The following is an 11,488-nucleotide window of genomic DNA, read 5'->3' as shown; positions in this document are numbered from 1 at the left end:
TTTGGTATCGTTCTTCTCGGCTGAGGTGCTTGTACATTGGGCAACTTCGACTTGGCGGTTAAAGCGGCCATGATGCTCTCGCATCCTCAGCCACCTATAACCAGTTCATCTTTGTTGCACTTCGTCCTTGAATCCGCCGCTATTTATTTGGGACTTTGACATCTCGTATGCAATTGGGTATGCAATCGGGCTCTATGTTTGCAAGACAATCCGTGTCCTCCCGTGTAACGCGTGGGCAATCCTTGCCCACACATGTTTTCAAAGGCCACACCGTGAACCCTTCTCTTGCCTCCACCCTGCGCAGCGCCGCCCTCGCTTTGAGCGTGGTGGCCTTGCCCGTCTTTCCCGCCTTGGCTCAAAACCTCATCAAGATTGGTGAGATCAACAGCTACAAGGCTCAGCCCGCCTTCCTCGACCCCTACAAAAAGGGTATGGAATTGGCGGTAGAAGAAATCAACGCTGCGGGTGGCGTGAACGGCAAGAAGCTGCAACTCATCACGCGTGACGACAACGCCTCACCCGGCGATGCCGTGCGTGCCGCCGAAGAACTGCTGAGCCGCGAAAAAGTGGATGTGCTCGCAGGCGCTTTCCTGTCGCACATTGGTTTGGCGCTGGGCGACTTTGCCAAACAACGCAAAGTGTTCTTTCTCGCAGGCGAGCCACTGACCGACAAAATGGTCTGGCAAAACGGCAACCGCTACACCTACCGCCTGCGCGCCAGCACCTACATGCAAGTGGCGATGCTGGTGCCCGAAGCGGCCAAGCTCAAGAAAAAACGCTGGGCCGTGGTGTACCCCAATTACGAATATGGCCAGTCGGCGGCGGCCACCTTCAAGCAACTGCTGAAAGCGGCACAACCGGATGTGGAGTTTGTCGCCGAGCAAGCACCCGCGCTGGGCAAGATTGACGCAGGCTCGGTCACGCAAGCCATCGCGGACGCCAAACCCGATGCCATCTTCAACGTGTTGTTTGCCACCGACCTCGCCAAGTTTGTGCGCGAAGGCAACACACGCGGGGTGTTCCAAGGCCGTGAGGTGGTGAGCTTGCTCACCGGCGAGCCCGAGTATTTGGAGCCACTGAAAGACGAAACGCCCAATGGCTGGATCGTCACGGGCTACCCTTGGTACGGTGTGCAAACGCCTGAGCACAAAGCCTTTTACTTGGCCTACCACCGCAAATACAACGACCACCCGCGCTTGGGCTCGGTCGTGGGCTACAGCATGATTCAGGCTTTGGCTGCAGGCATCGCACGCGCCAAAAGCACAGACAGCGAAAAGCTGGTCACTGCTTTCAGCGGTTTGAAATTCAGTACGCCATATGGCCCTGTGATGTTCCGCAAACAAGACAACCAGTCCACCATGGGCGCATTTTTGGGCCGCACCAAAAACGATGGCGGCAAAGGCGTGTTGGTAGACTACCGCTACATCGACGGGGCCTCTGTGCAACCCAGCGATGACGTTGTGAAAAAACTCAGACCAAGCAATTAATCGCCTTCTAAACCCAACCCACAACGCCCGCCTTTTGCGGGCGTTTTAATTTCAAGCCTCAACCACCATGGACACCGCCAGCTTTTTTGTGCAAACCCTCAACGGGTTGGCCGCTGCCTCGTCTTTGTTTTTGGTGGCTGCAGGGTTGTCGCTCATTTTTGGGGTGACGCGCATCGTCAACTTTGCCCATGGTTCGTTCTTCATGCTCGGTGTGTATGTGGCGTACTCGCTCGTGTCACATGCGGCGCCTGCTGTGTCAGCAGTTTTGAGCGGTGTGTTGGGTGAGGCGGCCAGTCAAACCGCTGCCTACTTTTTGTTGTTGCTTTGCGCAGCGCTCATCACGGGCGTGTTGGGTGCGTTGGTGGAAGTGTTGTTGCTGCGGCGCATTTACAAAGCGCCTGAGTTGTTTCAATTGCTCGCCACCTTTGCCTTGGTGCTGGTCATGCAAGACGGCACGTTGTGGCTGTGGGGCGCAGATGATTTGCTGGGACCACGCGCACCCGGTCTGAGCGGCGCAGTGGGTATCTTGGGTCGTCGTTTTCCCACCTATGACTTATTCCTCATCGCCATGGGCCCGCTGGTGTTGGCGCTGCTGTGGTGGTGTTTGCAACGCACACGTTTTGGTGTGTTGGTGCGCGCCGCCACGCAAGACCGCGAGATGCTGGGCGCTTTGGGCGTGAACCCGCGCCACTTGTTTACCGCCGTGTTTGCATTGGGCTGCGCACTGGCAGGTTTGGGCGGTGCGTTGCAACTGCCACGTGAGCCCGCGCACTTGGGGCTGGACATGGCCACGATTGGCGATGCGTTTGTGGTCGTGGTAGTGGGCGGCATGGGCTCGATTCCCGGCGCGTTTGTGGCAGCTCTGCTGATTGCCGAAATCAAAACGCTGTGCATTGCTGTGGGCACGGTACAAATTTTGGGGGTGTCGTTTGCGTTTTCCAAACTCACCCTCGTGGTGGAGTTTTTGGTGATGGCCGCGGTGTTGATGGTGCGCCCTTGCGGTTTGTTGGGCAAGCCACAAAGCGCACCGCGCACCAACACCGAGCAAGAGGCGCCGTTTGTTTTGGGTGGCGCACGCACGCGGTCGATGTGGCGCATGGTTGCGGCTGCGTTACTCGCACTGCCACTGTTCACGGCGGACTCGCCCTACGCCTTGGTGCTGGGTATTGACTTGGCTATTGCCGCCCTCTTTGCAGCCAGCCTGCACTTCATCATGGGGCCTGCGGGCATGCATTCGTTTGGCCATGCGGCTTACTTTGGTGTGGGCGCGTATGCCGCCGCGCTGCTGGTGTTGCGGGTGGGTGTGCGCAGCGAATGGGCTTTGCTAGTGGCCCCGTTCGTCAGTGCTGTGGTGGCCGCACCCATCGCTTGGTTTGCGATGCGTTTATCGGGCGTGTACTTGGCTATGCTGACCTTGGCGTTTGCGCAAATTGTGTGGTCCATCTGTTTTCAGTGGGACGACTTCACGGGGGGCAGCAACGGCCTCACCGGTGTGTGGCCCAGCGCGTGGTTGCAAGACAAAGCGTCTTATTACTGGCTCACCCTCGCGCTGGTGGCCCTGAGCGTGTATGCCTTGCGTCGTGTGTTGATGTCCCCCTTGGGCTACGCGCTGCGCGCCAGCCGCGACTCGGTGGGTCGCGCTCAAGCGATGGGGCTCAACGTGGGGCTGGTGCAGTGGCTGGGCTTTGTGGTGGCGGCCGGTTTTGCGGGCTTGGCGGGAGCGTTGTTTGCGTTTTCGAAAGGCAGCATCTCACCCGATGTGCTGGGTGTGAGCAAGTCAGTCGATGGCTTGGTGATGGTGCTGCTGGGTGGCGTGCACACGCTGGTGGGGCCACTGGTGGGGGCCGTAACATTCACCGCGCTGCAAGACAGTTTGGCGCGCAGCACCGACTATTGGCGCGCCGTGCTGGGCGGCAGCATGTTGCTGATGGTGCTGGTGTTTCCGCACGGCATTGCGGGGTCGGTGCAAGCGCGGTGGTGGCGTGTGCGCCATACAAAAAGCGCGGCCACCACACACACCACAGGTGTCGCATGACCACACGCCCACCGCATATGCCTCACGTGCTGCACATACCTCATGCACCTCACGCAGATCACGCGCACGGGCATACCGACGAACACACCGACAGGCACACACGCCCACAGGGCAGCCACGCTTTGCTGGAGGTACAGCACTTGCACAAAGCCTTCGGCGGCAACCAAGCTGTGACCGATGTGTCCTTCAGCTTGCAGGCGGGTGAGTTACTGGCCCTCATCGGGCCCAACGGCGCGGGCAAGTCCACCACCTTCAATTTGGTGAACGGTCAGCTTGCGCCAGACAGGGGCGTGATCATGCTCGATGGCGTGTCGCTGCTCGGCTGCAAGCCGCACCAACTTTGGCGCATGGGTGTGAGTCGCACATTTCAAGTGGCACAAACCTTTGGCTCGATGACGGTGGTAGAGAACGTGCAAATGGCTTTGTTGTCTGCCGATGGTGTGTCGCTTTCGCCTTGGCGACGTGCCCCCCATTACCGCCGTGGCGATGCGCTGCAACTGCTCGCACAAGTGCAGCTAGACAGTCAAGCCACGCGTGCTTGCAACGGCCTCGCCTACGGCGATGTGAGGCGCCTTGAACTAGCGATGGCACTGGCTAACGCGCCGCGCTTGCTGCTGATGGACGAGCCCACCGCAGGCATGGCCCCCGATGAACGTCATGCGCTCATGGCACTGACGCGCAGTTTGGTGACCCAACGCGGCGTGGCCGTGCTGTTCACCGAGCACAGCATGGACGTGGTGTTTGAACATGCCGACCACGTGCTGGTGATGGCGCGTGGCGCACTGATCGCGCAAGGCACACCCGCGCAAGTGCAAGCTGACGCGCAAGTGCAAGCGGTGTATTTTGGCAGTGGCAAAACTTTTAACGCGTCCTTTGCGCAGCGGGCCTCAACGGCGACACCTAGCACAACGCATGCAAGCTCAACCACAGGCATACAACGATGACGTACGCCAACACACACCTGGCACCAACAGACGCCACGCCCCTGCTGGAGGTGCAACACCTCAATGCTTGGTACGGCGCAGCGCAAGTGGTGTTCGATGTGCAATTGCAGGTGCAGCGTGGCGAGGTGGTCGCACTCATCGGGCGCAACGGGGCGGGTAAGTCGAGCACGCTCAAAGCCATCATGGGTCTCATGCCACGTCGCACAGGCCGTGTGATGTTTGCAGGATACGACCTCTCGCAGGCCGCGCCTTACCAAGCCGCGCGCGTGGGGCTGGGTTATGTGCCAGAAGACCGCCGCATCTTCACCAACCTCACCGTGTTGGAAAACTTGCAACTCGGTGTTCAGCCTGCGCGTGCATTGGCAGACAGCCAACGGGGTCGTTCTGCACCGTCATGGTCGTTCGAAAAAATATTTACGCTGTTTCCTAATTTGGCCGACATGCAGCAACGCCCCGCCAGCCATATGAGTGGTGGCGAACAGCAAATGCTGACGGTGGCACGCACGCTGATGGGCAACCCATGGATGGTCTTGCTCGACGAACCGTCTGAAGGTGTCGCTCCCATCATCGTGGAGCAAATGGGTGAGATGGTTGTGTCACTCAAACGCCAAGGCGTGAGTGTGTTGCTGTCCGAGCAAAACACCCACTTTGCACAGTGGGTGAGTGACCGCAGTTACGCCCTAGACCGCGGTGTGCTTCACATGATTTGAGGCCCTGGCTTGCCGCGCTTGACGACATAGCTGGCTTGGGTTTTCAAACCAGGCTCGGTGCCTGCGGGAAACTTGGTGGTGCGAAAGTCGCAACGCACTTCGGCAGGGGTGACAGTGATCAAGCTGTAGCCCCGCTCTTCTGAGCGGTAGTGCAGCAGGTCGGCATTGCTGTCGCGGATCACGGCAGCGGGTTTGTCGCCCAAGCCGCGTGAGGTGATCGAGGTGGTGACAAACTCACTCGCCACGATGGGCGACTGTGGGCTGTTGGGTTCTAGGCGCAAATTGGCAGCCACGTTGCAATGCACATCGCCGCCCAAGGTGACAACGTTTTGCAGCTTGGCATCCACCACCGTTTGCAGCAGTCGCTTACGAGCTTCGGGGTAGCCGTCCCACGCATCGTTCCAGTAGGCGCGGCCTGCGGGTGCAGGCACGCTGGTCGAACTGATTTGTGTGGCTTGGGCCACCAGCTGCCATTGGCGTTTGGATTGACTCAAGCTGTCGGCGAACCAACGCTCTTGTGCGGTGCCCAACATGCTGCGGTTGGGGTCGTTCAACGCATCACACTGCATGACCATGCGGCCACCCCCACGCACAGGGTCGCGGCAGGCTTGGGCGCTGCGGTATTGGCGGCAGTCGAGCGTCCACACATCGGCGAGCTTGCCCCAGCTGAGTTGGTCATACAAACGCATGTTGGCGGGGTTGTTGGCGTCTGGCCCAAGCAACACCGGTTGGTGTTCAAAATACGCTTGATAGGCGGCAGCGCGGCGTAACAGCATGTGCTGCGGGTCGGTGTACTGGCGGTCTTGGTCGTTGGCGTAGTCGTTGACCACTTCGTGGTCGTCCCACATCAGCACCCATGGGTGGGCTGCATGGGCGGCTTGCAACATTGGGTCGCGTTTGTATTGTTCGTAACGCGCGCGGTACTGCGGCAAGGTTTTGGGTTCTTCGCCACTGTGTTTGCGAATGGCGTATTGCGGGTTGCTGCTTTCATAGATGTAGTCGCCCACAAAGAGCACGAAGTCAAGCGGCTGCTTGGCTATCTCTGCGTGGGCCAGGTACTGGCCTTGCTCGTAATGCTGGCAGGAGGCGAGCGCAATGCGCAATTGCCGTACATCGGCATGCCATGCGGGTGCGGTGCGGGTGTGGCCGACCGCGCTGAGGGCTTCGCCTTGACGAAACCGGTACCAGTACTCGGTGCTGGGCTGCAAGTGCTGCACGTGTGCGTGCACGCTGTGGCCGCGTGTGCCGTCTGTGACGATGGCGTTGTGTTGAATGCGGTGTTTGAGTGCGGCATCGGCAAACACTTCGAACTGCACACGCAACGGGCCAGGGTCTGCGGCAGTGAAGGCGCGGTCTTGCTCACTGAACAGCAGGCGTGTCCACAACACCACCGAGTCCGCGCGCGGGCGGCCACTGGCTACACCGAGTGCAAATGGGTTGGTGGCCCACGCAAGTGCTTTGTCTGCGGCGGCGGGACTAGCCACGGCCACCATCCACGGCGCGAGGGCCAGAGCGATCGCGCTGCGTTGCAGGTGTTGGTGAAAGTCGCGACGCTTCATTGGCGCTGCATGCGCTCACTCTTCCAGTACACATCGTCGCCACCGTTCAAGCGGTTGAGCACACGAGAGAGAACAAACATGAGGTCGCTCAAGCGGTTGAGGTATTGCCGAGGGGCATCGCCAATCGCCTCTTCATTGCCCAAGGCCACCACTGCGCGTTCTGCGCGGCGCGCCACGGTACGACACACATGCGCGATCGATGCGCCGCGTGTGCCTGCGGGCAGGATGAACTCTGCGAGTTTGGGCAGTACGCTGTTGTAGGTGTCGAGCGCGCGGTCGAGGGCTTGCACCGCTTCTGCCTTGAGTAACTCAAAACCAGGAATCGACAGCTCCCCGCCGAGGTTGAAGAGCTGGTGCTGGATTTCCACCAACACATCGCGCACATCTTGCGGCATGTCTTCACACAGCAAGACACCGATGTTGGAGTTGAGTTCATCGACCTCGCCCATGGCATGAACGCGCAAGCTGTTTTTGGACACGCGTTGGTTGTTGCCTAAGCCGGTGGTGCCTGCGTCACCTGTGCCGGTGGCGATTTGTGTGAGTCGGTTGCCCATGTGTTTGCCTGTTTGAAAATTGGCGATGCCGTGGTTTTTGAAAGAGCGTGCGGTGCCGTCTGGCGCTGGCTCGCCTAACGATTATTTCAACTTGAGTTTGTCCGCAAGTTTGTTGCTCATTTGCGTCTCTCTTGTTTTCTGCGCCGCGACGGCTTCTCGCTTTTGTTGCTCATTCAACGCCGCCCAATTGCATGCCTCGGAGACATCGGGTTTGAGCAAGCATTTCGCTTGTAGTTGCACAAGCATGAGCTTGAGTTTGGTGGCATAGAGCGAGAGCGATGTTTCTCGCTGATTTTCAGGGATGGCATAGATCATCTCAGCCGTTGTGCGATGAAAACTCATGACGTCAGGCCAGAACTGATGCGGTGCGTCGAATCTGTCTAATCCTTCGAGAAGGGTGTTGTTGGCGGTTTCATATTGCTTCAAGCTATCGCGCTGCAAGATCGCCAGCAAGCGGTAGCTGAGAAAAGAGGTGTCAGGCGCTGCGATGGCTTGTTGCAGATAAGTCGTGCGACGCGCACTTTGCGGCTCAACAGACGCCAACATGGTCAAGGTTGCCGATGTTTTAAAAGGGCGCGGTAGTGCTTCGAGTTGTTTTTTGAGCTGTGCCTGCTCTGCTTTTCGACCTGCGATGGTTGCGTCCAACATTTGGTTGGCCAGCAACACCTCTTTCTCTTCCTGCTTGAATGCGGGCGCATTGCGCACGATGCGCCAGCCGTCTATCCCCTGCGGTGCAGGGCGCTTGCGTACTTGGCCTTCCATGATTTTTTGCAGCCGCATGATGCGCTCTTCGATCGGTGGGTGTTCGTCCATCACCCCCATCGCGTTTTTGCTTTGCGCGGCACCTGAGGGGGCGTCACTGGGGGCGGGCTTGATGCTTTTTTCGATGGATTGAATTCGATCTAAAAACGCACGCATGCTCGCCACATAGGCATAGCCTAGCTTTTGAGTGAGATCAAGAGCAAACGCATCGGCTTCATATTCTTGTTCACGGCTCCAACTGGTCTTGAGTAGACTGCTCCAGCCTTCTCCGAACAAGCCGAGCGCCCAATCGTTGTTGATGCCTTTGCTTTGGGCATATACCGCAGCGGCGGTCGTCACGACATGTACCGCCGTACCGACTTGATTTTTGGTCTTTAAGTGGTCTAACACGATGTGGCCGTATTCATGAGAGAGCAGGGCTGCTAGCTCGGCTTCGGTGTCCATGGTTTTGAGCCATCCGATGTCCACCACGATGATGCCGCTGGGTGTTGTGGCGGCGTTGTAGCCCAGTTTTGGGCGAATCACCACTTTTACAAATCGTGCGGGCTGTGGGCCAGCGTTTTGTATGCGGGATATGAGTTTGTCTAAATAAGCTTGTGCGGTCGGGATATTTGCCAAGCCCAGATCCATGCTGCTGAGGTGTTTCAAAGCCGTTGCTTGCGCCAATTCATCCTCCCGACGCTGACTCTCCAGGGCACGGTCTACCTCCTCTTGGGTTTGCGGTGCGCCAAGCAGCGTGGCATTGCAAGCCGCGAGCAGCATGAGCGCCAAAACCAGGCATGAGGTGTGAAGGAGGCGCATCAGTTGCACCCAGTTGACGCACCTTGCATGGCGGCAACTTTGCTGGGTTTGGAGTTGCTGCTTTTGGCGCACACATAGTCCACGGGTTTTTCAATGCTGACTTCTGCGCCATCAATCCAAAGCGTTTTGCCTGCCACTCGAATTTTTAAAAAATCACCGCTGGCTTCTAGAACTGGCGCAGGAAAAGAAATGTTTTGCACAGGTAGCTTGTCTTGCATCTGTGCGTCGTAGGGTTTGGCATACACGCTCAATGCCGTCACCCCTTTGACAGGGGCCCCCACACGATCGCCCGTTTGAGCGATGGCAGACACATGCAACAGCACAAGCGCTGCCCATCCGATGACCATGCGCTTGCAGCAACGTATTTTCATCCTGCTTCTCCTTCTGGGTGTTTGGCCGCAGAGTTGTGCGACGGCCAATATTTCTCTAAGACTTGGTGTACCTCATGGTCTTGGGTGAATGCCTCTCCCAAGAGACACGTTGCCAATATTACGCCATAGCCAATCACAGAAATATGCATGACATGCTCCATCAATAAGCTCGCAGGCACAGCGAGGAGTAACCCCAGCGCAAAGAAAGAGAGCTTTCTCACCACCTCTTTGACGGCTTTGTAAATCAGCTCCATGGAGCAAGCGATCGCTGGGTTCCAGGGGTGACCTGTGAGTTGCGCTAGCTTTGCGTGACCGCTCCAAGCAAGCGGTGCATTGCACAGCTTTGTGATGCAGGTTTTTAGCTTGCGCATCAAAATGCGCGTGAGATCTAAACACGCCGCCACAGCGCACAAAACCAAAAAGATGATGACGGCTTCCCATGTGTGCCCATACGCCGCACCCATCGAGTCGCGCCGCCAATCAGCGCCGTGGCGGATGAGGTTGTCTGTTGCTTGGGCATGCAAATAAACGCCAGGGATTTCTCCTTGCTGCGGCGTGTTGACAAAGTCGCCCGCATCGAAGGTCGTGCCATACAGCACCACGCGCTGATGCAGCAACGCGGCTTGTGCCTGTGTTTGCTCTGCCGTTTTAGGCGCAGTGAGAGCAAAGGCTTCGATGCTCTCGTGCAGCGGGCACAGGGGCCTGTCGTCAGTCATGCCTGTGAATGGGTGGGCCAAAAAATGTGGCAAAGGCACAAGATCCTGCCATGTTGAGCGGCGGCAGTAATACTGCTGCGCAGCGCTGGGTTGCGGGTGTGCGGCATCGCCGTGGGCTTGCTGTGTGGACGCTTGCCAATCGGGGCCCGTTTCTTGGGTGCCGCCGCCCCAGGTCAGGCCCATCACGGCGTTGTGCTTTTGATTCAGCATCTGTGGCCCACGTATCACGCTGGACAAGGCCAGCGCCGCAGAGGGCATGGGCACGCCACCGACTGGGCTGAACAAGGGGTAGCTCCAGGCAATGTGGTCGATGTCGGAAGGTGTGTACGCCACCGCCACTTTGTCAAAGCACGGCAAGCCTTGGTCGTTGCGCAAAGTTTCTAGCTCTGGGCGCAAGCGCCCTTGGGTTGTTTCATTGCCTGCAGCCAAATAGACAGGGATTCCATCGGCTTGGTAGGCACACAACACCGTTTGCAATTGGCGCAACGATGGGTCGTCACGTGTCGCTTGAAATTGAATGTCCACAAACAATGCCGCAGGTTTGGCTTGACGGATGCGCTCCATCACCCGGGCATGTTGGCCGTAGCTCATGGGCCATGCTGTATGCAAGCGCCCTAGCGTTGACGCCCCCAGATTGACTACCACCGCGCGCTCATGGGGGGCTTGTGCATTTTCTGGTCTGGCATACCAATAGTTGGTGTAGGGGGCGAACATGCGCGCCGCTGTGGTGCGGAACACGTCATGCAACAAGGACGCCTCCATCAAGCACTCAATCACAAAGCCAAAAAAGGCCACAAAGACCACACCAGCTAAAAATTTGCCAAGCTCAAGCCACCGTGGGTTTGCCGCTGTGTTTTTGTTTGCCATCTTTTTTACTTCCCTCGTCTGCGCGTTGATGCTGAATTACAGCGCGGCGAGGCTTAGTTTAAGCGGGCCAATTGTCAGGCTGCCTTTGTGTGGCAGCCCGCGTGATTGGCCCGTGTGGCGCGTGGTTTTTTATTGTTTGCGGCAGGTTGTTAGAGCCTGTCTATTGTCTGTTTCGGCCACAAACAAACTAGAGTTCAAAGGTAGCAAAACTACGCCTGCCCCAGTGGTGTCCACGCTGATACCAAAGCCATTGATAGTGGGCTGTGATTTGTTGTCTGACAAAACCACTTTGTTCCAAAACACGGTCTCGGTTCCGATACTCAACACCAAAACGGGACACATCTTTCGCAGCAATGCGAACAACACACTCGCGCGATACTGGCTTGAAAAAGGCGCAGAGCAAGACTTTCCCATTGCTCAAACCTTGCTCGCTGAAATGCACATGCGCGCTATGGGCGGTAATCGCAATCTCGCCGAGGCCAAGCGTTTGCTGCAACGCGCCATGCGCGCCAATTACACGCGCGTGCAACTGGATTTGGCACAGGCGGATTCAAGGACGAAGTGCAACACGCTTTAACGAGGCATGGAATACCTCGTGAGGTGTCTTGAATCCTAGTCGCTTTCTGGGGCGGTGATTCAATCGGTTTTCAATCATAGTCAATTCCTCATCCGTCACGGTTTC

The 11,488-nt window shown here is 57.7% G+C and carries 10 protein-coding genes; 5 read left to right on the top strand and 5 right to left on the bottom strand.

Features of this window, described 5'->3' with window-relative positions:
• The first annotated feature begins 296 nt into the window (after positions 1-296).
• The 4 genes from RMS03_RS01940 (at position 297) to RMS03_RS01925 (ending at position 5,176) form a co-directional block, all read left to right on the top strand.
• Positions 297-1,487: an ABC transporter substrate-binding protein gene (locus RMS03_RS01940; protein WP_405023489.1), complete on the top strand. Its 1,191-nt coding sequence runs from the start codon at positions 297-299 to the stop codon at positions 1,485-1,487.
• A gap of 67 nt (positions 1,488-1,554) precedes the next feature.
• Positions 1,555-3,522: an ABC transporter permease gene (locus RMS03_RS01935; protein ID WP_310625433.1), complete on the top strand. Its 1,968-nt coding sequence runs from the start codon at positions 1,555-1,557 to the stop codon at positions 3,520-3,522.
• Positions 3,519-4,466 (top strand): ABC transporter ATP-binding protein, encoded by a 948-nt coding sequence (locus RMS03_RS01930; RefSeq protein WP_310625432.1) that lies wholly within the window; start codon positions 3,519-3,521, stop codon positions 4,464-4,466. The genes RMS03_RS01935 and RMS03_RS01930 overlap by 4 nt, the downstream gene beginning before the upstream one ends.
• Positions 4,463-5,176, top strand: a complete 714-nt coding sequence (locus RMS03_RS01925) for an ABC transporter ATP-binding protein (RefSeq protein WP_310625431.1) — start codon at positions 4,463-4,465, stop codon at positions 5,174-5,176. The genes RMS03_RS01930 and RMS03_RS01925 overlap by 4 nt, the downstream gene beginning before the upstream one ends.
• Here the strand turns inward: RMS03_RS01925 and RMS03_RS01920 are convergent.
• The 5 genes from RMS03_RS01920 to RMS03_RS01900 all read right to left on the bottom strand — a co-directional run bounded on the left by RMS03_RS01920 (position 5,164) and on the right by RMS03_RS01900 (position 10,806).
• Positions 5,164-6,735, bottom strand: coding sequence for an alkaline phosphatase D family protein (locus RMS03_RS01920; RefSeq protein WP_310625430.1), 1,572 nt, complete (start codon positions 6,733-6,735; stop codon positions 5,164-5,166). The two genes, RMS03_RS01925 and RMS03_RS01920, sit on opposite strands and share 13 nt — an antisense overlap.
• Positions 6,732-7,289, bottom strand: coding sequence for a cob(I)yrinic acid a,c-diamide adenosyltransferase (locus RMS03_RS01915; RefSeq protein ID WP_310625429.1), 558 nt, complete (start codon positions 7,287-7,289; stop codon positions 6,732-6,734). Before RMS03_RS01915 ends, RMS03_RS01920 begins: the two co-directional genes overlap by 4 nt.
• Positions 7,290-7,370: 81 nt before the next feature.
• Positions 7,371-8,852, bottom strand: a complete 1,482-nt coding sequence (locus RMS03_RS01910) for a M48 family metallopeptidase (protein ID WP_310625428.1) — start codon at positions 8,850-8,852, stop codon at positions 7,371-7,373.
• Complete coding sequence (locus RMS03_RS01905; protein ID WP_310625427.1) at positions 8,852-9,223, bottom strand: hypothetical protein; 372 nt, start codon at positions 9,221-9,223, stop codon at positions 8,852-8,854. Before RMS03_RS01905 ends, RMS03_RS01910 begins: the two co-directional genes overlap by 1 nt.
• Entirely contained in the window at positions 9,220-10,806 is a 1,587-nt protein-coding gene (locus RMS03_RS01900; RefSeq protein WP_310625426.1) for a CHASE2 domain-containing protein, read from the bottom strand. The genes RMS03_RS01905 and RMS03_RS01900 overlap by 4 nt, the downstream gene beginning before the upstream one ends.
• Before the next feature lie 226 nt (positions 10,807-11,032).
• On the opposite strand from RMS03_RS01900, the gene RMS03_RS01895 reads away from it, so the two are divergent.
• Positions 11,033-11,383, top strand: a complete 351-nt coding sequence (locus RMS03_RS01895) for a hypothetical protein (RefSeq protein WP_310625425.1) — start codon at positions 11,033-11,035, stop codon at positions 11,381-11,383.
• The last annotated feature ends 105 nt before the right edge of the window (positions 11,384-11,488 follow it).

The sequence above is a fragment of the Limnohabitans sp. genome, assembly GCF_031538885.1.
Classification (GTDB): Bacteria; Pseudomonadota; Gammaproteobacteria; order Burkholderiales; family Burkholderiaceae_C; genus Limnohabitans.
The sequence above is the reverse complement of the archived record's forward strand: the minus strand, read 5'-3'. Positions and strand labels throughout refer to the sequence as shown.

Excerpts from the sequence above, each read along its gene's own strand:
- RMS03_RS01910 (WP_310625428.1), bottom strand. The coding sequence starts at position 8,852 with ATGCGCCTCCTTCACACCTCATGCCTGGTTTTGGCGCTCATGCTGCTC.
- RMS03_RS01930 (WP_310625432.1), top strand. The coding sequence starts at position 3,519 with ATGACCACACGCCCACCGCATATGCCTCACGTGCTGCACATACCTCAT.
- RMS03_RS01920 (WP_310625430.1), bottom strand. The coding sequence starts at position 6,735 with ATGAAGCGTCGCGACTTTCACCAACACCTGCAACGCAGCGCGATCGCT.
- RMS03_RS01935 (WP_310625433.1), top strand. The coding sequence starts at position 1,555 with ATGGACACCGCCAGCTTTTTTGTGCAAACCCTCAACGGGTTGGCCGCT.
- RMS03_RS01925 (WP_310625431.1), top strand. The coding sequence starts at position 4,463 with ATGACGTACGCCAACACACACCTGGCACCAACAGACGCCACGCCCCTG.
- RMS03_RS01915 (WP_310625429.1), bottom strand. The coding sequence starts at position 7,289 with ATGGGCAACCGACTCACACAAATCGCCACCGGCACAGGTGACGCAGGC.
- RMS03_RS01905 (WP_310625427.1), bottom strand. The coding sequence starts at position 9,223 with ATGAAAATACGTTGCTGCAAGCGCATGGTCATCGGATGGGCAGCGCTT.
- RMS03_RS01900 (WP_310625426.1), bottom strand. The coding sequence starts at position 10,806 with ATGGCAAACAAAAACACAGCGGCAAACCCACGGTGGCTTGAGCTTGGC.